Source organism: Escherichia sp. MOD1-EC7011, from assembly GCF_002965005.1.
GTDB classification, from domain to species: domain Bacteria; phylum Pseudomonadota; class Gammaproteobacteria; order Enterobacterales; family Enterobacteriaceae; genus Escherichia; species Escherichia ruysiae.
Genome location: NZ_PTRD01000031.1, coordinates 12,850 through 33,419 on the forward strand (window position 1 = coordinate 12,850; position 20,570 = coordinate 33,419).

Consider the following 20,570-nt stretch of genomic DNA (forward strand, 5'->3'; position numbering starts at 1 on the left):
TGCTGTTAGTTGCGGTACAGCACCTTAATGATGTGATACCCGAACTGGGTATGCAGCGGGCCGGTTGGCTCCAGCACCGGACAAGAGAACACCACTTTATCAAACGCCGGAACCATCTGACCCTGGCGAAATTCCCCTAAATCACCGCCGCGTTTGCCTGACGGGCAAATGGAATGTTTCTTCGCCAGCTTGCCAAAATCGGCGCCGTTCTTGATCTGCTCCAGAAGTTCCTGAGCCAGTTTCTCTTCTTTTACAAGGATATGCAGTGCTGCTGCTGTTTTTGCCATGATCGTGCCTTGAGTGGTAAGGATGAGGCTGGCTATACTACCACGCTGTTATTTCCCCCTCCCGACTTTCATTGAGCGATTTTTCTATGCGTCTAAACCCCGGCCAACAACAAGCTGTCGAATTCGTTACCGGCCCCTGCCTGGTGCTGGCGGGCGCGGGTTCCGGCAAGACTCGTGTGATCACTAATAAAATCGCCCATCTGATCCGTGGCTGCGGTTATCAGGCGCGACATATCGCAGCGGTGACCTTTACCAATAAAGCAGCGCGCGAGATGAAAGAGCGTGTCGGGCAGACGCTGGGGCGCAAAGAGGCTCGTGGGCTGATGATCTCCACCTTCCACACGCTGGGGCTGGATATCATCAAACGCGAGTATGCAGCGTTAGGGATGAAAGCGAACTTTTCGCTGTTTGACGATACCGATCAGCTTGCTTTGCTCAAAGAGTTGACCGAAGGACTGATTGAAGATGACAAAGTTCTCCTGCAACAGCTGATTTCAACCATCTCTAATTGGAAGAACGATCTCAAAACTCCTGCGCAGGCGGCGGCAGAGGCAAAAGGCGAGCGGGATCGCATTTTTGCCCATTGTTATGGGCTGTATGATGCGCACCTGAAAGCGTGCAATGTTCTCGACTTCGACGATCTGATTTTATTGCCGACATTGCTGTTGCAACGCAATGTGGAAGTACGCGAACGCTGGCAAAACAAGATTCGCTACCTGCTGGTGGATGAGTATCAGGATACCAACACCAGCCAGTATGAGCTGGTGAAACTGCTGGTGGGCAGCCGCGCTCGCTTTACCGTGGTGGGAGATGATGACCAGTCGATCTACTCCTGGCGCGGCGCACGTCCGCAAAACCTGGTGCTGCTGAGCCAGGATTTCCCGGCGTTGAAGGTGATTAAGCTTGAGCAGAACTACCGCTCTTCCGGACGTATTTTGAAAGCGGCGAACATCCTGATCGCCAATAACCCGCACGTCTTTGAAAAGCGTCTGTTCTCCGAACTGGGTTACGGCACAGAGCTAAAAGTTTTAAGCGCGAATAACGAGGAACATGAAGCCGAGCGCGTTACTGGCGAGCTGATCGCCCATCACTTCGTCAATAAAACGCAGTACAAAGATTACGCTATTCTTTATCGCGGTAACCATCAGTCGCGGGTGTTTGAAAAATTCCTGATGCAAAACCGCATCCCGTACAAAATATCCGGTGGTACGTCGTTTTTCTCTCGTCCTGAAATCAAGGATTTGCTGGCTTATCTGCGCGTGCTGACTAACCCGGACGATGACAGCGCATTTCTGCGTATCGTTAACACGCCGAAGCGAGAGATTGGCCCGGCGACGCTGAAAAAGCTGGGTGAGTGGGCGATGACGCGTAATAAAAGTATGTTTACCGCCAGCTTTGATATGGGGTTGAGTCAGACACTGAGTGGACGTGGTTATGAAGCGTTGACCCGATTTACTCACTGGCTGGCGGAAATCCAGCGACTGGCGGAGCGGGAGCCTGTCGCCGCAGTGCGCGATCTGATCCACGGGATGGATTATGAATCCTGGTTATACGAAACGTCACCCAGCCCGAAAGCCGCCGAAATGCGCATGAAGAACGTTAACCAGTTATTTAGCTGGATGACGGAGATGCTGGAAGGTAGCGAACTGGATGAGCCGATGACGCTCACCCAGGTGGTGACGCGCTTTACTCTGCGCGACATGATGGAACGTGGCGAGAGTGACGAAGAGCTTGATCAGGTGCAACTGATGACTCTGCACGCGTCAAAAGGGCTGGAGTTTCCTTATGTCTACATGGTCGGTATGGAAGAAGGATTTTTGCCGCACCAAAGCAGCATCGACGAGGATAATATCGATGAAGAGCGGCGGCTGGCCTATGTCGGCATCACCCGCGCCCAGAAAGAGTTGACCTTTACGCTGTGTAAAGAGCGTCGTCAGTACGGTGAGCTGGTACGTCCGGAGCCGAGCCGCTTCCTGCTGGAATTACCGCAGGATGACTTGATTTGGGAACAAGAGCGCAAAGTGGTCAGCGCCGAAGAACGGATGCAGAAAGGGCAAAACCATCTGGCGAATCTGAAAGCGATGATGGCAGCAAAACGAGGCAAATAGCCATTCGTATTGTCTGGGGCTGGTTGGATTGGATGATCACGGCACCGGAAAGCGGAATTATCGCCGGATAAGATGCGTGAGCATCGCATCCGGCACATTACACGTTAAAGCACTTCCAGCGGCCAGTGGACATAGCTCTGCCACTCAATTTCCTGATCGATAATCTCTTTACCCAGCGGGTGCTGAGCCAGCCAACCTTGCGGCAGTGTCAGGGTCAACTGTTCATGGTTGGCCTGTAATGTCATCTCCGGCACTAAATCGTCACGGCGACGGCTGGCAAAAATGATTGCCAGGCGCAGTAAACGACAGAGTTGTTCCGCAACGCGCGGCGGTACGGCATTTTGTTGATGCAGCGATGAGAGATCGACTGGATTCGTCTGGTTGAGCAATAGCGTCGCCAGCAGCTTTTTCTGCGCAGGCGTAAAACCGGGAAGATCCAGATTACGCACGAGATAAGCGGCATGTTGCGGCGCTTGTTTGAAATCAACGCTCAGACCAATTTCATGAAGTTGACAGGCGCTAATTAGCAAATCGCGGCTAATCGCTTCAAGATGCCATTCACTCTCCACTTGATCGAAGAAGTTAGCCGCAACGCTGGCTACGCGCTGAGCCTGATCAATATCAATCATAAAGCGGCGCTGAATATTATGCAGTGTTCGGCTGCGAATATCTTGCTCAACCGCCAGATGTAACATGCCGTAGACCAGGCCTTCACGTAGAGCACCGCCCGCCAGGGTCATACACTGAATATTCAGTTCGGTAAAAATGGCTATCAGGATCGCCAGACCACTCGGGAATACTAATGCGCGTTCCAGCGTTAACCCTTCAATCTCCAGCTCTTCCAGCCGACCACAATGAATAGCGCGCTGTTTCAGTTGCTGCAACTTCGCGAGGGTAATGCGCTCATCCATCCCCTGCGCCATCATTATTTCCTGTAACGCCTGCACGGTGCCGGAAGCGCCAACGCACACTTTCCAGCCGTGATATCGCAGTTCATCAGCAACCGGACGCAAAACTTCACGTGCGGCTTGTTCAGCTGCGACAAAGTTTTCCTGCCCGAGATTACGATCGACGAAATAACGTTCCAGCCAGGTGACGCAGCCCATCGACAGGCTGAACAAAGACGTGGTCTGTGCACCTGTGCCAGTGACCAGTTCGGTACTCGCGCCGCCAATATCCACGACCAGGCGCTGATCGGCTCCGCCGGTGGTGTGAGCAACACCCTGATAAATCAGGCGAGCTTCTTCTTCACCACTAATGACTTGCACTGGACAACCGAGGATTTCCTGCGCTTTAGCAATAAAATCACCGGCATTGACAGCAAGTCGTAACGTCGCCGTAGCGACAACGCGAATTTGCGATGGTGGGATATCTTGCAGACGTTCAGCAAACAGGCGCAAACATTGCCAGCCGCGCTCCATTGCTTCATTAGACAGGGCATTTTCGCTGTTCAGGCCAGCAGCCAGACGCACTTTACGTTTAATTCGCGTCAGCGTCTGGATACTTCCAGCCACCTCGCGCACTACCAGCATATGGAAACTATTTGAACCGAGATCAATAGCTGCATATAGCGACGAGGTGGAACCCATACTCTTCATCCTTCAATCTGTCTCTGCGTTGGCTGCATTCTTTCACCCGAATCACTTACTACAGTAAGCGCATCGGGATTCATTCTCTTGCCATCTTGATACAGTTTGAATGATTTTGAGTATGACATTATTTATTTAACCTGAACGACGACGATTACGTGGAGCACCAGTACGACGCGAACCATTGCCTGTGCGCGGGCGCGTGAGGCGCAGCGGTTTTGGCAGATCGGTCATCAATGCGTCCGGATTGTATTTGCTTACCGGAATTGAGTGACCAATATAGGTCTCAATAGCAGGCAAATTCAATGCATACTCTTCACACGCCAGGCTGATAGAGTGACCGCTTGCGCCTGCGCGGCCAGTACGACCGATACGGTGAACGTAATCTTCACAGTCATCGGGCAAATCGTAGTTAAACACGTGCGTCACTGCCGGAATATGCAGACCACGAGCAGCAACGTCGGTAGCAACCAGAATATCCAGATCGCCACGGGTAAATTCATCAAGAATACGCAGGCGTTTTTTCTGCGCCACATCGCCCGTCAACAGACCAACACGATGACCATCTGCCGCCAGGTGACCCCAGATATCTTCACAACGGTGTTTGGTGTTGGCGAAAATAATCGCTCTGTCTGGCCACTCTTCTTCGATCAGCGTTTGCAACAAACGCATCTTTTCTTCGTTAGAAGGGTAGAAAAGCTCTTCTTTAATACGGTGGCCCGTTTTCTGTTCCGGTTCCACTTCGATATATTCGGCGTTATTCATCTGCTCGAACGCCAGTTCACGTACCCGGTACGAAAGTGTGGCGGAGAACAGCATGTTGAGGCGCTGGTTCGCAGGCGGCATACGGCGGAACAGCCAGCGGATATCTTTAATAAAGCCCAGATCGTACATGCGATCGGCTTCGTCCAGCACCACCACCTGAATGGCACCGAGGTTAATATGGTTTTGTTTGGCGTAGTCAATTAAACGACCCGTGGTGCCAATCAGAATGTCAACGCCGCTTTCCAGCACTTTCAACTGTTTGTCGTAGCCATCGCCACCGTAGGCCAGACCCAGTTTCAGGCCAGTAGCTTGTGCCAGTGGTTCCGCGTCGGCGTGGATCTGCACGGCAAGTTCACGCGTCGGTGCCATAATTAAGGCACGCGGTTGATTCACCTTGCGATCGGCAATTGCGGGATGAGAGAGAAGGTAATGAAACGAAGACGTAAGAAACGCCATCGTTTTCCCGGTACCGGTTTGCGCCTGCCCGGCTACGTCACGACCTTCCAGCGTTAGCGGAAGAGCCAGTGCCTGAATGGGCGTACAGTTATGAAACCCTTTTTTTTCAAGGGCTTCTACAACTTTCGGATGCAGGGCGAAGTCGGAAAACTTCTGTTCTGTTAAATGTGTTTTGCTCATAGTGTGATAGAATATCAGCTTACTATTGCTTTACGAAAGCGTATCCGGTGAAATAAAGTCAACCTTTAGTTGGTTAATGTTACACCAACAACGAAACCAACACGCCAGGCTTATTCCTGTGGAGTTATATATGAGCGATAAAATTATTCACCTGACTGACGACAGTTTTGACACGGATGTACTCAAAGCGGACGGGGCAATCCTCGTCGATTTCTGGGCAGAGTGGTGCGGTCCGTGCAAAATGATCGCCCCGATTCTGGATGAAATCGCTGACGAATATCAGGGCAAACTGACCGTTGCAAAACTGAACATCGATCAAAACCCTGGCACTGCGCCGAAATATGGCATCCGTGGTATCCCGACTCTGCTGCTGTTCAAGAATGGTGAAGTGGCGGCAACGAAAGTCGGCGCGCTGTCTAAAGGTCAGTTGAAAGAGTTCCTCGACGCCAATCTGGCATAAGGGAACGTCATGTTCGGGTGCCCTGTCGCTAAAAACTGGACGCCCGGCGTGAGCCATGCTAACTTAATGTTGACTTCGTATTAAACTTACCTTATTAAGTTTGAATCTTGTAATATCCAACGCTTCCCGTTTTTATCTAATGCGAAGTGAACAGATTTCTGGTTTGTCACTCAATCCGTCTTGTCGTTTCAGTTCTGCGTACTTTCCTGTGACCAGACAGCGAAAAGACATGAGTCGATGACCGTAAACAGGCATGGATGATCCTGCCATACCATTCACAACATTAAGTTCGAGATTTACCCCAAGTTTAAGAACTCACACCACTATGAATCTTACCGAATTAAAGAATACGCCGGTTTCTGAGCTGATCACTCTCGGCGAAAATATGGGGCTGGAAAATCTGGCTCGTATGCGTAAGCAGGACATTATTTTTGCCATCCTGAAGCAGCACGCAAAGAGTGGCGAAGATATCTTTGGTGATGGCGTACTGGAGATATTGCAGGATGGATTTGGTTTCCTCCGTTCCGCAGACAGCTCCTACCTCGCCGGTCCTGATGACATCTACGTTTCTCCCAGCCAAATCCGCCGTTTCAACCTCCGCACTGGTGATACCATCTCTGGTAAGATTCGCCCGCCGAAAGAAGGTGAACGCTATTTTGCGCTGCTGAAAGTTAATGAAGTTAACTTCGATAAACCTGAAAACGCCCGCAATAAAATCCTCTTTGAGAACTTGACCCCGCTGCACGCAAACTCTCGTCTGCGTATGGAACGTGGTAACGGTTCTACTGAAGATTTGACCGCTCGCGTGCTGGATCTGGCTTCGCCAATCGGTCGTGGTCAACGTGGTCTGATTGTGGCGCCGCCGAAAGCGGGTAAAACCATGCTGCTGCAGAATATCGCCCAGAGCATTGCTTACAATCACCCGGATTGTGTGCTGATGGTTCTGCTGATTGACGAACGTCCGGAAGAAGTAACCGAGATGCAGCGTCTGGTTAAAGGGGAAGTTGTCGCTTCTACCTTTGATGAACCGGCATCTCGCCACGTTCAGGTTGCGGAAATGGTGATCGAGAAGGCGAAACGTCTGGTTGAGCACAAGAAAGACGTTATTATTCTGCTCGACTCTATTACTCGTCTGGCGCGTGCTTACAACACCGTCGTTCCGGCTTCCGGTAAAGTGTTGACCGGTGGTGTGGATGCTAACGCACTGCATCGTCCGAAACGCTTCTTCGGTGCGGCGCGTAACGTGGAAGAGGGCGGCAGCCTGACCATCATCGCGACGGCGCTGATCGATACGGGTTCCAAAATGGACGAAGTTATCTACGAAGAGTTTAAAGGCACCGGTAACATGGAACTGCACCTCTCTCGTAAGATCGCTGAAAAACGCGTCTTCCCGGCTATCGACTACAACCGTTCCGGTACACGTAAAGAAGAACTGCTCACTACTCAGGAAGAGCTGCAGAAAATGTGGATCCTGCGCAAAATCATTCACCCGATGGGTGAAATCGACGCAATGGAATTCCTCATTAATAAACTGGCAATGACCAAGACCAATGACGATTTCTTTGATATGATGAAACGCTCATAAATTTGTCTTATGCTAAAAACGCCACGTGTTTACGTGGCGTTTTGCTTTTATATCTGTAATCTTAGCAGCGTGCCTGTGATGGTGGGAAAATTCCTGGTTTTTGCGGGTGTTTTATACGATTTTCGTCGCGAGTGGTTGGTTTTTACACAAGTCTGATTGGTTCAGAAAGTAGTTTCCCTTCTGAATAAAGGTCTTCGTGGGTATACTTCTGCTAATAATTTTCTCTGAGAGCATGCATTGTGAATTTACTGACAGTGAGTACTGATCTCATCAGTATTTTTTTATTCACGACACTGTTTCTGTTTTTTGCCCGCAAGGTGGCAAAAAAAGTCGGTTTAGTGGATAAACCTAACTTCCGCAAACGTCACCAGGGATTGATACCGCTCGTTGGGGGTATTTCAGTTTATGCAGGGATTTGCTTTACGTTCGGAATTGTCGATTATTACATTCCGCATGCATCTCTCTACCTGGCTTGCGCTGGCGTCCTGGTGTTCATCGGCGCGCTGGATGACCGTTTTGATATCAGCGTAAAAATTCGAGCCACCATACAGGCCGCTGTTGGCATCATTATGATGGTGTTCGGCAAACTTTATCTCAGTAGCCTTGGCTATATTTTTGGCGACTGGGAGATGGTACTTGGACCGTTTGGGTATTTCCTGACGTTGTTTGCAGTCTGGGCGGCAATTAATGCTTTCAATATGGTTGATGGCATTGATGGTTTGCTGGGCGGGTTATCCTGCGTCTCATTTGCGGCAATTGGCATGATTTTGTGGTTCGACGGGCAAACCAGCCTCGCTATCTGGTGCTTTGCGATGATTGCCGCCATCCTGCCTTACATCATGCTTAACCTCGGTATTCTGGGGCGTCGCTACAAAGTCTTTATGGGCGATGCGGGCAGTACATTGATTGGTTTTACCGTAATCTGGATCCTGCTGGAAACCACCCAGGGTAAAACGCATCCGATTAGCCCGGTGACTGCATTATGGATAATCGCCATTCCGCTGATGGATATGGTGGCTATTATGTATCGTCGCCTGCGTAAAGGCATGAGTCCGTTCTCGCCTGACCGTCAGCACATTCATCATTTAATCATGCGCGCTGGCTTTACTTCTCGTCAGGCATTTGTGCTGATTACCCTTGCTGCTGCACTGCTTGCTTCCATTGGCGTGCTGGCAGAATATTCTCATTTTGTCCCTGAATGGGTCATGCTGGTGCTCTTTTTGCTAGCATTCTTCCTCTATGGCTATTGCATTAAGCGCGCCTGGAAGGTTGCTCGCTTTATTAAGCGTGTGAAACGCCGACTGCGCAGAAATCGTGGTGGCAGCCCCAACTTAACCAAATAAACGAGGATGTAATGACGCAACCAATGCCTGGGAAACCAGCCGAAGACGCTGAAAATGAACTGGATATTCGTGGGTTGTTTCGTACCTTGTGGGCTGGGAAGCTGTGGATTATTTGCATGGGGCTGGCGTTTGCGTTAATTGCGCTGGCGTATACATTTTTCGCCCGCCAGGAGTGGAGTGCGACGGCGATTACCGATCGTCCAACGGTGAATATGCTGGGGGGATACTACTCGCAGCAGCAGTTTTTGCGTAACCTGGACGTCCGTTCGAACATGGCTCCTGCCGACCAACCATCGGTCATGGACGAAGCCTATAAAGAATTTGTTATGCAGCTGGCGTCGTGGGACACCCGTCGCGATTTCTGGCTGCAGACGGATTATTACAAACAGCGGATGGTCGGTAACAGTAAAGCCGATGCGGCTCTGCTGGATGAAATGATCAACAACATCCAGTTTATTCCCGGTGATTTCACCCGTGCGACCAATGATAACGTTAAATTGATTGCCGAAACTGCCCCTGATGCCAATAATCTACTGCGTCAATATGTCGCATTCGCCAGTCAGCGCGCTGCCAGCCATCTGAATGATGAGCTAAAAGGCGCATGGGCAGCACGCACTATCCAAATGAAAGCCCAGGTGAAGCGTCAGGAAGAAGTTGCGAAAGCGATCTACGACCGCCGGGTAAACAGCATTGAGCAGGCGCTCAAAATCGCCGAGCAACATAATATTTCCCGTAGTGCGACAGATGTCCCTGCGGATGAATTGCCTGATTCAGAAATGTTTTTGCTGGGGCGCCCTATGCTGCAGGCGCGATTAGAAAATTTACAGGCCGTCGGTCCGGCCTTTGATCTTGACTATGATCAGAATCGGGCCATGTTAAACACCCTTAATGTAGGTCCAACCCTGGATCCGCGTTTTCAGACCTATCGCTATTTGCGTACGCCGGAAGAACCGGTAAAACGCGATAGCCCACGTCGTGCCTTCCTGATGATTATGTGGGGCATTGTCGGGGGGCTGATCGGGGCTGGTGTCGCATTAACCCGCCGTTGCTCGAAATAGCAACACTGCTGCGGTGAGCGCAAAGGCGCTCGCCGCTTATTCAAAGAGAATCGATGTGAAAGTACTGACTGTATTTGGTACGCGCCCGGAAGCCATCAAGATGGCACCGCTGGTGCATGCGTTGGCAAAAGATCCTTTTTTTGAGGCTAAAGTTTGCGTCACTGCGCAGCATCGGGAGATGCTCGATCAGGTGCTGAAACTCTTTTCCATTGTACCTGACTACGATCTCAACATAATGCAGCCAGGGCAGGGTCTGACAGAGATAACCTGTCGGATTCTGGAAGGGCTAAAACCTATTCTTGCCGAGTTTAAACCTGACGTCGTGCTGGTTCACGGTGATACCACTACCACACTGGCAACCAGCCTGGCAGCGTTTTATCAGCGTATTCCTGTTGGTCACGTAGAGGCTGGACTGCGTACTGGTGATCTCTATTCACCGTGGCCGGAAGAGGCTAACCGCACACTGACCGGTCATCTGGCGATGTACCATTTCTCGCCAACTGAAACTTCCCGGCAAAACCTGCTGCGTGAAAACGTTGCTGACAGCCGAATCTTTATTACCGGCAATACCGTTATCGACGCCTTGCTGTGGGTGCGCGACCAGGTGATGAGCAGCGATACGCTGCGTTCTGAACTGGCGGCAAATTACCCGTTTATCGACCCCGATAAGAAGATGATTCTGGTGACCGGTCACAGACGTGAGAGCTTCGGTCGTGGCTTTGAAGAAATTTGCCACGCACTGGCAGAAATCGCCACCACTCATCAGGACATCCAGATTGTCTATCCGGTACATCTCAACCCGAACGTCAGAGAACCGGTAAACCGCATTCTGGGGCATGTGAAAAATGTCATTCTGATCGATCCCCAGGAATATTTACCGTTTGTCTGGCTGATGAACCACGCCTGGTTGATTTTGACTGACTCTGGCGGTATTCAGGAAGAAGCGCCTTCACTGGGTAAACCGGTGCTGGTGATGCGCGATACCACTGAACGTCCGGAAGCAGTGATGGCGGGTACGGTGCGTCTGGTAGGCACGGATAAGCAGCGAATTGTCGAGGAAGTGACGCGTCTTTTAAAAGACGAAAACGAATATCAAACTATGAGCCGCGCCCATAACCCGTATGGTGATGGTCAGGCATGCTCTCGCATTTTGGAAGCGTTAAAAAATAATCGGATATCACTATGAGTTTTGCGACCATTTCTGTCATTGGACTGGGTTACATTGGGCTGCCGACGGCGGCAGCGTTTGCCTCCCGGCAAAAACAGGTGATTGGTGTCGATATCAACCAACAAGCGGTTGATACCATCAATCGTGGCGAAATCCATATCGTCGAGCCTGATTTGGCGAGCGTGGTAAAAACTGCCGTAGAAGGTGGATTTTTACGAGCGAGCACGACGCCGGTTGAGGCGGATGCCTGGTTGATTGCTGTACCTACGCCGTTTAAAGGCGATCATGAACCGGATATGACTTACGTCGAATCGGCTGCCCGCTCTATTGCGCCAGTACTGAAAAAAGGCGCGCTGGTGATCCTTGAGTCCACCTCGCCGGTGGGGGCAACCGAGAAGATGGCAGAATGGTTAGCAGAGATGCGTCCAGATCTGACTTTCCCGCAGCAAGTGGGCGAGCAGGCTGACGTGAATATTGCCTACTGCCCTGAACGTGTGTTGCCGGGGCAGGTGATGGTCGAGTTGATTAAAAATGACCGTGTGATTGGCGGTATGACGCCGGTTTGTTCTGCGCGCGCCAGCGAACTGTACAAAATTTTCCTCGAAGGAGAGTGTGTCGTCACTAACTCGCGGACGGCGGAAATGTGTAAGCTGACTGAAAACAGCTTCCGCGATGTGAATATTGCTTTTGCTAACGAACTGTCGCTAATTTGTGCCGATCAGGGGATTAACGTCTGGGAACTGGTTCGCCTGGCGAATCGCCATCCACGAGTCAATATTCTTCAGCCTGGGCCTGGCGTGGGCGGTCACTGTATCGCTGTTGATCCGTGGTTTATCGTGGCGCAGAACCCGCAGCAGGCGCGGCTTATCCGTACCGCACGCGAAGTGAACGACAACAAACCTTTCTGGGTTATCGATCAGGTCAAAGCGGTGGTGGCCGATTGCCTGTCCGCTACGGATAAACGCGCCAGCGAGCTGAAAATTGCCTGCTTTGGTCTGGCGTTTAAACCGAATATTGATGATCTGCGCGAAAGTCCGGCAATGGAAATCGCTGAACTGATCGCGCAATGGCACAGCGGTGAAACGCTGGTTGTTGAACCGAATATTCACCAGTTGCCGAAAAAACTGATCGGACTTTGCACTCTGGCGCAGCTTGACGACGCACTGGAAACGGCAGATGTACTGGTGATGCTGGTCGATCACAGTCAGTTCAAAGCCATCAGCGGCGAACATGTTAAACAGCAGTATGTCGTAGATACCAAAGGGGTCTGGCGCTGATTACAGTGAATGACTGTTTTGAGGGAGTCACACAATGCCCATTCGCGCCAGAATTGAACCACTAACCTGGGAAAACACCTTCTTTGGTGTCAACAGCGCCATTGTGCGTATTAGTCCTGACGCGCCACTCCTGACGTCAGACGCCTTAGCGCCGTGGTCACGGGTGCAGGCCAAAATTGCCGCATCAAATACCGATGAGCTGGACGCCTTGCAACAACTGGGATTCTTACTGGTTGAGGGTGAAGTTGATTTGGTACTGCCTGTGAACAGTGCAAGTGATAGCGACGCAGAAGTGGCACAAGAGACAGATATTCCAGTGCTACGCCAGTTAGCCAGTAAGGCATTTGCGCAAAGCCGTTTTCGTGCGCCGTGGTATGCGCTTGACGCCAGTGGGCGCTTTTATGCGCAGTGGATTGAAAACGCCGTACGCGGCACTTTTGATCATCAATGCCTGATTCTACGTTCGGCGTCTGGTGATATTTGTGGCTATGTTTCTCTACGAGAGTTGAATGCCACTGACGCGCGCATTGGCTTGCTGGCAGGCCGTGGCTCCGGTGCACAGCTGATGCAAGCGGCACTAAACTGGGCGTATGCTCGCGGTAAAACAACATTGCGGGTGGCGACCCAGATGGGCAACACCGCCGCGCTTAAACGATACATACAAAGTGGTGCGAATGTAGAAAGCACCGCGTACTGGTTATACAGGTGATCACATGATTCCATTTAACGCACCGCCGGTGGTAGGAACCGAACTCGACTATATGCAGTCGGCAATGGGTAGCGGCAAACTGTGCGGCGATGGCGGTTTTACCCGTCGCTGCCAGCAGTGGCTGGAGCAACGTTTTGGTAGTGCCAAAGTGCTGCTGACGCCGTCCTGCACCGCTTCGCTGGAGATGGCGGCGTTGCTGCTCGATATCCAGCCTGGCGATGAAGTGATCATGCCGAGCTACACCTTTGTCTCCACCGCCAATGCCTTTGTGCTGCGTGGCGCGAAAATCGTCTTTGTGGATATCCGCCCGGACACCATGAACATCGACGAAACGCTTATTGAATCGGCGATCACCGACAAAACGCGTGTTATCGTGCCGGTACATTACGCGGGCGTGGCCTGTGAAATGGACACCATTATGGCGCTGGCGAAAAAGCATAACCTGTTTGTGGTGGAAGATGCCGCTCAGGGCGTGATGTCCACTTACAAAGGGCGTGCGCTGGGAACCATTGGTCATATTGGCTGCTTTAGCTTCCATGAAACCAAAAACTATACGGCGGGCGGGGAAGGCGGTGCGACGCTGATTAACGATAAAGCGTTGATTGAACGTGCCGAGATCATCCGCGAAAAAGGCACTAACCGCAGCCAGTTCTTCCGTGGTCAGGTCGATAAATATACCTGGCGTGATATTGGTTCCAGCTATCTGATGTCCGATCTGCAAGCTGCGTACCTGTGGGCGCAACTGGAAGCCGCCGAAAGTATCAACCAGCAACGTCTGGCGTTGTGGCAAAACTACTACGATGCGTTAGCACCTCTGGCGAAAGCCGGGCGTATCGAACTGCCGTCGATTCCGGATGGCTGCGTGCAGAACGCGCATATGTTCTACATTAAGCTGCGGGATAATGATGACCGGAGCGCATTGATTAACTTCCTGAAAGAAGCGGAAATTATGGCGGTGTTCCATTATATTCCGCTACACGCAAGCCCTGCGGGTGAACGCTTTGGTGAGTTCCACGGCGAAGATCGCTACACCACCAAAGAGAGCGAGCGCCTGCTGCGCCTGCCGCTGTTCTACAATTTGTCGCCCGTCAATCAACGCACGGTAATTGCGACCTTGTTGAACTACTTCTCCTGATATGTCGCTGGCAAAAGCGTCCTTATGGACGGCGGCCAGTACGCTGGTCAAGATTGGTGCCGGGTTGCTGGTCGGTAAGTTGCTGGCGGTGTCATTTGGTCCGGCTGGGCTGGGGCTGGCGGCAAATTTCCGCCAGTTGATTACCGTGCTCGGCGTGCTCGCTGGGGCGGGCATCTTTAACGGCGTAACGAAATACGTTGCCCAGTACCATGATAATCCGCAGCAGCTACGCCGCGTGGTCGGCACTTCATCAGCGATGGTGCTTGCCTTCTCTACGCTGATGGCGCTGGTTTTTGTGCTGGCGGCTGCCCCAATCAGCCAGGGATTGTTCGGTAATACCGACTATCAGGGGCTGGTGCGATTGGTTGCACTCGTACAGATGGGGATCGCCTGGGGCAACCTGCTGCTGGCGCTGATGAAAGGTTTTCGTGATGCCGCCGGTAATGCCCTGTCGCTTATTCTCGGCAGCTTGCTTGGCGTTATTGCCTATTACGTCAGTTACCGTTTGGGCGGTTATGAAGGGGCGTTGCTGGGACTGGCGTTGATTCCTGCGCTGGTGGTGATTCCTGCCGTCATCATGCTAATTAAGCGTGGTGCAATCCCGTTAAGCTATCTGAAACCCAGCTGGGATAATGGTCTGGCAGGGCAGTTGAGCAAATTTACGCTCATGGCGTTGATTACGTCGGTGACCTTGCCCGTTGCTTACATCATGATGCGTAAACTGCTGGCGGCGCAGTATAGCTGGGATGAAGTGGGCATCTGGCAAGGGGTGAGCAGTATTTCCGATGCCTACCTGCAATTCATTACCGCCTCTTTTAGCGTGTATTTACTGCCCACGTTGTCGCGGCTAACGGAAAAGCGCGATATCACCCGGGAAGTGGTGAAGTCGCTGAAATTCGTCTTACCGGCAGTGGCGGTGGCGAGTTTTACCGTCTGGCTGCTGCGCGATTTTGCCATCTGGCTGCTGTTATCGAATAAATTTACCGCTATGCGCGATCTCTTTGCCTGGCAGTTGGTGGGCGATGTGTTAAAAGTGGGTGCTTATGTCTTTGGTTACCTGGTGATCGCCAAAGCGTCGCTGCGGTTTTATATCCTGGCGGAAGTCAGCCAGTTCACTTTGTTGATGGTATTTGCCCACTGGTTGATCCCCGCGCATGGCGCGCTGGGCGCGGCGCAGGCTTATATGGCAACGTATATCGTCTATTTCTCTCTTTGTTGTGGCGTGTTTTTACTCTGGCGTAGGCGGGCATGACTGTACTGATTCACGTACTGGGATCGGATATCCCTCACCATAACCAAACCGTTTTACGGTTTTTCAACGACGCGCTGGCCGCAACGAGCGAGCACGCGCGCGAGTTTATGGTTGCTGGCAAGGACGACGGCTTAAGTGACAGCTGTCCGGCACTTTCTGTGCAATTTTACCCTGATAAAAAATCCCTGGCAGAAGCGGTCATCGCAAAGGCGAAAGCTAACCGGCAGCAGCGATTTTTCTTCCACGGTCAGTTCAACACCACGCTGTGGCTGGCGTTGCTGAGTGGTGGTATCAAACCCAGCCAGTTTTACTGGCATATCTGGGGGGCAGATCTCTATGAGGTCTCCAGCGGGCTGAAATTTAAACTGTTTTACCCTATCCGCCGGCTGGCACAAAAGCGAGTTGGCTGCGTATTTGCTACTCGCGGTGATTTGAGCTTTTTTGCTAAAACGCATCCTAAGGTGAGGGGCGAACTGATTTACTTCCCGACGCGGATGGATCCATCTCTCAATACGATGGCGAACGATCGGCAAAGTGAAGGGAAAATGACCATTCTGGTGGGGAACTCCGGCGATCGCAGCAATGAACACATTGCCGCCTTAAATGCTGTTCATCAGCAGTTTGGCGATACGGTAAAAGTGGTGGTGCCGATGGGGTATCCGCCCAATAACGATGTGTATATCAACGAAGTTCGTCAGGCGGGGCTGAAATTGTTCAGCGAAGAAAATCTGCAAATTTTGAGCGAAAAACTGGATTTTGACGCCTATCTGGCGCTACTTCGCCAGTGCGATCTCGGCTACTTTATTTTTGCCCGCCAGCAGGGCATTGGTACTCTGTGCTTGTTGATTCAGGCAGGCATTCCCTGCGTACTTAACCGGGAAAACCCATTCTGGCAAGATATGACGGAACAACATTTACCGGTGCTGTTTACCACTGATGATCTCAACGAGGATATTGTGCGTGAAGCGCAGCGCCAGCTGGCGTCGGTGGATAAAAACAACATTGCCTTCTTTAGCCCGAACTATCTGCAAGGCTGGCGGCGGGCGTTGGCTATTGCCAGCGGGGAGGACGCATGAGCCTGTTGCAATTTAGCGGCCTGTTTGTTGTCTGGCTGCTTTGCTCACTGTTTATTGCTACGCTGACCTGGTTTGAGTTTCGCCGCGTGCGCTTTAACTTCAATGTCTTCTTTTCATTGCTGTTTTTGCTCACTTTTTTCTTTGGCTTTCCGCTGACCAGCGTGCTGGTATTTCGCTTTAATGTCGGCGTTGCGCCGCCAGACATTCTCCTTCAGGCGCTACTTTCTGCTGCTTGCTTCTATGCGGTTTACTACGTCACCTACAAAACCCGCCTACGCAAACGCGTTGTCGATGTACCGCGCCGCCCGCTGTTTACCATGAACCGTGTGGAGACCAATCTCACATGGGTGATCCTGATGGGCATCGCGCTGGTGAGCGTCGGCATCTTCTTCATGCATAACGGTTTTTTGCTGTTCCGGCTTAACTCCTACAGCCAGATCTTCTCCAGTGAAGTCTCTGGCGTGGCGCTAAAACGCTTCTTTTACTTTTTCATCCCGGCGATGCTGGTGGTCTATTTTCTGCGCCAGGACAGCAAAGCGTGGCTGTTTTTCCTCGTCAGCACGGTCGCATTTGGTTTGCTGACTTATATGATTGTCGGCGGTACTCGCGCCAATATCATCATTGCATTCGCTATCTTTCTGTTTATCGGCATTATTCGCGGCTGGATTTCGCTGTGGATGCTGGCGGCGGCAGGCGTGCTGGGGATTGTTGGTATGTTCTGGCTGGCGCTAAAACGCTATGGAATGAACGTGAGCGGCGATGAGGCGTTCTATACGTTTCTCTATCTCACTCGCGACACCTTCTCGCCGTGGGAGAATCTGGCGTTGCTGTTGCAGAACTACGACAACATCGACTTCCAGGGGCTGGCGCCGATTGTCCGCGATTTCTATGTCTTTATTCCTTCCTGGTTGTGGCCGGGACGGCCGAGCATGGTGCTGAATTCTGCCAACTATTTCACCTGGGAAGTGCTGAACAATCACTCCGGGTTGGCAATCTCGCCTACGCTTATTGGTTCACTGGTTGTTATGGGCGGCGCGCTGTTTATTCCTCTGGGGGCGATTGTGGTTGGTCTGATCATTAAGTGGTTCGACTGGCTGTATGAGCTGGGCAACCGCGAAACCAATCGTTATAAGGCCGCGATATTGCACAGTTTCTGCTTCGGGGCGATCTTCAATATGATCGTGCTGGCGCGTGAAGGGCTGGATTCGTTTGTCTCACGCGTGGTCTTTTTTATCGTGGTCTTCGGCGCATGTCTGATGATCGCAAAACTGTTGTACTGGCTTTTTGAAAGCGCCGGACTCATTCATAAACGCACAAAATCATCGCTCCGGACGCAGGTTGAAGGATAACAATGAATAACAACACCACGGCACCGACCTATACGCTGCGTGGCTTACAGTTAATCGGTTGGCGTGATATGCAGCACGCCCTCGATTATCTGTTCGCTGAAGGGCAGCTTAAGCAGGGAACGCTGGTTGCCATTAATGCCGAAAAAATGCTGACTATTGAAGATAATGCTGAGGTCAGGGAGTTAATTAACGCTGCCGAATTTAAATATGCTGATGGCATCAGCGTTGTACGTTCAGTGCGTAAAAAGTACCCACAGGCGCAGGTTTCCCGTGTTGCCGGGGCCGATCTCTGGGAAGAGCTGATGGCGCGCGCAGGCAAAGAAGGGACGCCAGTATTTCTTGTTGGCGGTAAACCTGAAGTGCTGGCGCAGACCGAAGCTAAACTGCGCAACCAGTGGAATGTGAATATCGTTGGCAGTCAGGATGGTTATTTTAAACCCGAGCAGCGTCAGGCGCTGTTTGAACGAATTCATGCCAGTGGAGCGCAAATCGTCACCGTTGCGATGGGATCGCCAAAGCAGGAGATCTTCATGCGCGACTGCCGTCTGGTGCATCCAGATGCGCTGTATATGGGCGTTGGCGGGACGTATGATGTCTTTACTGGCCATGTGAAACGCGCGCCGAAAATCTGGCAAAAACTGGGGCTGGAGTGGCTCTATCGCCTGCTTTCGCAGCCAAGCCGCATTAAACGCCAGCTTCGTTTACTGCGCTATTTACGCTGGCACTACACCGGCAACCTCTGATTTTCCTCTCTCTGTAAAGCGACGGAGTGGTCACTCCGTCACCTGTCTGCCGTTTTATTACACAAAGCATCCAAATTTTTAATGCTTCATTTGCCATTTCTTCTAAATTACGAAAACATTCGCAACACTCGATGTACCCATAACGATAACCGGTAACACCGGAAAAACATGCAAACACAACACGAGGATTTATGGCAGATAACAAACCAGAGCTACAGCGTGGGCTGGAAGCTCGACATATCGAACTCATCGCCCTGGGGGGCACCATTGGCGTCGGCCTGTTTATGGGGGCCGCCAGTACCCTGAAATGGGCTGGGCCATCCGTATTGTTGGCCTATATCATCGCCGGGCTGTTCGTCTTTTTCATTATGCGTTCAATGGGCGAAATGTTGTTCCTCGAACCGGTTACTGGTTCTTTCGCCGTTTACGCACATCGTTATATGAGCCCGTTCTTTGGCTATCTCACCGCCTGGTCTTACTGGTTTATGTGGATGGCTGTGGGGATTTCAGAAATCACCGCCATCGGCGTCTACGTCCAGTTCTGGTTCCCGGAGATGGCACAATGGATACCAGCATTGATCGCGGTGGCGCTGGTGGCGCTGGCAAATCTGGCGGCGGTGCGGTTGTATGGCGAAATCGAGTTCTGGTTCGCGATGATCAAAGTCACCACAATCATTGTGATGATCGTCATTGGCCTGGGCGTGATTTTCTTTGGTTTTGGCAATGGCGGGCAGTCGATTGGTTTTAGCAATCTCACAGAGCATGGCGGTTTCTTTGCGGGTGGCTGGAAAGGCTTCCTCACCGCCTTGTGTATCGTGGTGGCGTCCTACCAGGGCGTGGAGCTGATTGGCATCACCGCCGGTGAAGCGAAGAATCCGCAGGTGACGTTGCGCAGTGCCGTAGGCAAAGTGCTATGGCGAATCCTGATTTTCTACGTAGGCGCGATTTTCGTTATCGTCACTATCTTCCCGTGGAATGAAATAGGCAGCAACGGCAGCCCATTCGTACTGACTTTCGCCAAAATCGGCATTACCGCAGCGGCGGGCATTATCAACTTTGTGGTGCTGACGGCGGCTCTCTCTGGCTGTAACAGCGGCATGTACAGTTGCGGACGTATGCTCTACGCGCTGGCGAAAAACCGCCAGTTACCGGCGGCGATGGCGAAAGTTTCCCGTCACGGCGTACCAGTTGCGGGTGTGGCGGTATCAATAGCCATTCTGTTGATTGGTTCATGCCTGAATTACATCATCCCCAATCCACAGCGTGTGTTTGTTTACGTCTACAGTGCCAGCGTGCTTCCGGGGATGGTGCCATGGTTTGTGATTTTGATAAGCCAACTGCGTTTTCGTCGTGCGCACAAAGCGGCGATTGCCAGCCATCCGTTCCGCTCCATTCTGTTCCCGTGGGCCAACTACGTAACAATGGCATTCCTGATTTGCGTTTTGATCGGCATGTACTTTAATGAAGATACGCGTATGTCGCTGTTTGTTGGCATCATCTTTATGCTGGCGGTGACGGCGATTTATAAAGTTTTTGGGCTTAATCGCCACGGTAAAGCGCATAAACTGGAGGAATAAGCAGCAAAATGCACAAACCGTAACCAAACGCGCATTTTATTTAAAAAGGGACTAGACAGAGGGGTGCGAAGTCCGTATTATCCACCCCCGCAACGGCGCTAAGCGCCCGTAGCTCAGCTGGATAGAGCGCTGCCCTCCGGAGGCAGAGGTCTCAGGTTCGAATCCTGTCGGGCGCGCCATTTAGTCCCGGCGCTTGAGCTGCGGTGGTAGTAATACCGCGTAACAAGATTTGTAGTGGTGGCTATAGCTCAGTTGGTAGAGCCCTGGATTGTGATTCCAGTTGTCGTGGGTTCGAATCCCATTAGCCACCCCATTATTAGAAGTTGTGACAATGCGAAGGTGGCGGAATTGGTAGACGCGCTAGCTTCAGGTGTTAGTGTCCTTACGGACGTGGGGGTTCAAGTCCCCCCCCTCGCACCACGACTTTAAAGAATTGAACTAAAAATTCAAAAA

Annotated in this window: 18 protein-coding genes and 3 tRNA genes; 18 read left to right on the top strand and 3 right to left on the bottom strand. The window is 51.7% G+C overall.

Features of this window, described 5'->3' with window-relative positions:
- Positions 1 to 5: 5 nt before the first annotated feature.
- Positions 6 to 287 (bottom strand): peptidylprolyl isomerase PpiC, encoded by a 282-nt coding sequence (ppiC, locus tag A7098_RS16125; RefSeq protein WP_001140260.1) that lies wholly within the window; start codon positions 285 to 287, stop codon positions 6 to 8.
- 86 nt (positions 288 to 373) lie between these two features.
- Between ppiC and rep the strand changes: the two genes are divergently transcribed.
- Positions 374 to 2,395, top strand: a complete 2,022-nt coding sequence (gene rep / locus A7098_RS16130; RefSeq protein WP_105281087.1) for a DNA helicase Rep — start codon at positions 374 to 376, stop codon at positions 2,393 to 2,395.
- Between the two features lie 104 nt (positions 2,396 to 2,499).
- On the opposite strand, the gene gppA is transcribed toward rep, so the two are convergent.
- Both gppA and rhlB read right to left on the bottom strand, forming a co-directional pair.
- A complete protein-coding gene (gene gppA, locus A7098_RS16135; protein ID WP_000535978.1) occupies positions 2,500 to 3,984 on the bottom strand; it encodes a guanosine-5'-triphosphate,3'-diphosphate diphosphatase in 1,485 nt (494 codons plus the stop codon).
- 135 nt (positions 3,985 to 4,119) lie between these two features.
- Complete coding sequence (rhlB, locus tag A7098_RS16145) at positions 4,120 to 5,385, bottom strand: ATP-dependent RNA helicase RhlB (RefSeq protein WP_105281088.1); 1,266 nt, start codon at positions 5,383 to 5,385, stop codon at positions 4,120 to 4,122.
- A 130-nt stretch (positions 5,386 to 5,515) separates the two neighbouring features.
- Here rhlB and trxA point away from each other — a divergent pair, with 130 nt between their 5' ends.
- The 17 genes from trxA to A7098_RS16235 all read left to right on the top strand — a co-directional run bounded on the left by trxA (position 5,516) and on the right by A7098_RS16235 (position 20,537).
- Positions 5,516 to 5,845 carry a thioredoxin TrxA gene (trxA, locus tag A7098_RS16150; protein WP_001280776.1) on the top strand — a complete coding sequence of 110 codons (330 nt, stop codon included), beginning with the start codon at positions 5,516 to 5,518 and terminating at the stop codon, positions 5,843 to 5,845.
- Between the two features lie 139 nt (positions 5,846 to 5,984).
- Positions 5,985 to 6,086 (top strand): rho operon leader peptide RhoL, encoded by a 102-nt coding sequence (gene rhoL / locus A7098_RS16155; RefSeq protein WP_010345119.1) that lies wholly within the window; start codon positions 5,985 to 5,987, stop codon positions 6,084 to 6,086.
- An 84-nt stretch (positions 6,087 to 6,170) separates the two neighbouring features.
- Entirely contained in the window at positions 6,171 to 7,430 is a 1,260-nt protein-coding gene (rho, locus tag A7098_RS16160; protein WP_001517407.1) for a transcription termination factor Rho, read from the top strand.
- A 239-nt stretch (positions 7,431 to 7,669) separates the two neighbouring features.
- Positions 7,670 to 8,773: a UDP-N-acetylglucosamine--undecaprenyl-phosphate N-acetylglucosaminephosphotransferase gene (gene wecA, locus A7098_RS16165; protein WP_001050953.1), complete on the top strand. Its 1,104-nt coding sequence runs from the start codon at positions 7,670 to 7,672 to the stop codon at positions 8,771 to 8,773.
- 11 nt (positions 8,774 to 8,784) lie between these two features.
- Positions 8,785 to 9,831 (top strand): ECA polysaccharide chain length modulation protein, encoded by a 1,047-nt coding sequence (gene wzzE / locus A7098_RS16170; RefSeq protein WP_032226904.1) that lies wholly within the window; start codon positions 8,785 to 8,787, stop codon positions 9,829 to 9,831.
- Between the two features lie 55 nt (positions 9,832 to 9,886).
- Positions 9,887 to 11,017 carry a non-hydrolyzing UDP-N-acetylglucosamine 2-epimerase gene (wecB, locus tag A7098_RS16175; RefSeq protein WP_105281089.1) on the top strand — a complete coding sequence of 377 codons (1,131 nt, stop codon included), beginning with the start codon at positions 9,887 to 9,889 and terminating at the stop codon, positions 11,015 to 11,017.
- Positions 11,014 to 12,276: a UDP-N-acetyl-D-mannosamine dehydrogenase gene (wecC, locus tag A7098_RS16180; RefSeq protein WP_105281090.1), complete on the top strand. Its 1,263-nt coding sequence runs from the start codon at positions 11,014 to 11,016 to the stop codon at positions 12,274 to 12,276. The genes wecB and wecC overlap by 4 nt, the downstream gene beginning before the upstream one ends.
- 34 nt (positions 12,277 to 12,310) lie before the next feature.
- Positions 12,311 to 12,985 (top strand): dTDP-4-amino-4,6-dideoxy-D-galactose acyltransferase, encoded by a 675-nt coding sequence (rffC, locus tag A7098_RS16185; protein WP_105281091.1) that lies wholly within the window; start codon positions 12,311 to 12,313, stop codon positions 12,983 to 12,985.
- A gap of 4 nt (positions 12,986 to 12,989) precedes the next feature.
- Complete coding sequence (gene rffA, locus A7098_RS16190) at positions 12,990 to 14,120, top strand: dTDP-4-amino-4,6-dideoxygalactose transaminase (RefSeq protein WP_105281092.1); 1,131 nt, start codon at positions 12,990 to 12,992, stop codon at positions 14,118 to 14,120.
- Between the two features lies 1 nt (position 14,121).
- Complete coding sequence (wzxE, locus tag A7098_RS16195) at positions 14,122 to 15,372, top strand: lipid III flippase WzxE (RefSeq protein WP_000050237.1); 1,251 nt, start codon at positions 14,122 to 14,124, stop codon at positions 15,370 to 15,372.
- The gene (gene rffT, locus A7098_RS16200) at positions 15,369 to 16,448 is read left to right on the top strand and encodes a TDP-N-acetylfucosamine:lipid II N-acetylfucosaminyltransferase (protein WP_105281093.1); all 1,080 of its coding nucleotides are present in this window, start codon (positions 15,369 to 15,371) and stop codon (positions 16,446 to 16,448) included. Before wzxE ends, rffT begins: the two co-directional genes overlap by 4 nt.
- Positions 16,445 to 17,797, top strand: a complete 1,353-nt coding sequence (gene wzyE, locus A7098_RS16205) for an ECA oligosaccharide polymerase (RefSeq protein WP_085461500.1) — start codon at positions 16,445 to 16,447, stop codon at positions 17,795 to 17,797. The genes rffT and wzyE overlap by 4 nt, the downstream gene beginning before the upstream one ends.
- Before the next feature lie 2 nt (positions 17,798 to 17,799).
- Positions 17,800 to 18,540, top strand: coding sequence for a lipopolysaccharide N-acetylmannosaminouronosyltransferase (wecG, locus tag A7098_RS16210; protein ID WP_001064054.1), 741 nt, complete (start codon positions 17,800 to 17,802; stop codon positions 18,538 to 18,540).
- A 191-nt stretch (positions 18,541 to 18,731) separates the two neighbouring features.
- Positions 18,732 to 20,117, top strand: a complete 1,386-nt coding sequence (locus tag A7098_RS16220) for an amino acid permease (RefSeq protein WP_000774731.1) — start codon at positions 18,732 to 18,734, stop codon at positions 20,115 to 20,117.
- A 102-nt stretch (positions 20,118 to 20,219) separates the two neighbouring features.
- A tRNA-Arg gene (locus A7098_RS16225) sits at positions 20,220 to 20,296 on the top strand.
- Between the two features lie 58 nt (positions 20,297 to 20,354).
- Positions 20,355 to 20,430: transfer RNA gene (locus tag A7098_RS16230), tRNA-His, on the top strand.
- Between the two features lie 20 nt (positions 20,431 to 20,450).
- Positions 20,451 to 20,537 (top strand) — tRNA-Leu (locus A7098_RS16235).
- The last annotated feature ends 33 nt before the right edge of the window (positions 20,538 to 20,570 follow it).

Bases quoted from the DNA above. Each gene is read 5' to 3' on its own strand.
- ppiC (WP_001140260.1), bottom strand. From the start codon at position 287: ATGGCAAAAACAGCAGCAGCACTGCATATCCTTGTAAAAGAAGAGAAA.
- rep (WP_105281087.1), top strand. From the start codon at position 374: ATGCGTCTAAACCCCGGCCAACAACAAGCTGTCGAATTCGTTACCGGC.
- gppA (WP_000535978.1), bottom strand. From the start codon at position 3,984: ATGGGTTCCACCTCGTCGCTATATGCAGCTATTGATCTCGGTTCAAAT.
- rhlB (WP_105281088.1), bottom strand. From the start codon at position 5,385: ATGAGCAAAACACATTTAACAGAACAGAAGTTTTCCGACTTCGCCCTG.
- trxA (WP_001280776.1), top strand. From the start codon at position 5,516: ATGAGCGATAAAATTATTCACCTGACTGACGACAGTTTTGACACGGAT.
- rhoL (WP_010345119.1), top strand. From the start codon at position 5,985: ATGCGAAGTGAACAGATTTCTGGTTTGTCACTCAATCCGTCTTGTCGT.
- rho (WP_001517407.1), top strand. From the start codon at position 6,171: ATGAATCTTACCGAATTAAAGAATACGCCGGTTTCTGAGCTGATCACT.
- wzzE (WP_032226904.1), top strand. From the start codon at position 8,785: ATGACGCAACCAATGCCTGGGAAACCAGCCGAAGACGCTGAAAATGAA.
- wecC (WP_105281090.1), top strand. From the start codon at position 11,014: ATGAGTTTTGCGACCATTTCTGTCATTGGACTGGGTTACATTGGGCTG.
- rffC (WP_105281091.1), top strand. From the start codon at position 12,311: ATGCCCATTCGCGCCAGAATTGAACCACTAACCTGGGAAAACACCTTC.
- rffA (WP_105281092.1), top strand. From the start codon at position 12,990: ATGATTCCATTTAACGCACCGCCGGTGGTAGGAACCGAACTCGACTAT.
- wzxE (WP_000050237.1), top strand. From the start codon at position 14,122: ATGTCGCTGGCAAAAGCGTCCTTATGGACGGCGGCCAGTACGCTGGTC.
- rffT (WP_105281093.1), top strand. From the start codon at position 15,369: ATGACTGTACTGATTCACGTACTGGGATCGGATATCCCTCACCATAAC.
- wzyE (WP_085461500.1), top strand. From the start codon at position 16,445: ATGAGCCTGTTGCAATTTAGCGGCCTGTTTGTTGTCTGGCTGCTTTGC.
- wecG (WP_001064054.1), top strand. From the start codon at position 17,800: ATGAATAACAACACCACGGCACCGACCTATACGCTGCGTGGCTTACAG.
- A7098_RS16220 (WP_000774731.1), top strand. From the start codon at position 18,732: ATGGCAGATAACAAACCAGAGCTACAGCGTGGGCTGGAAGCTCGACAT.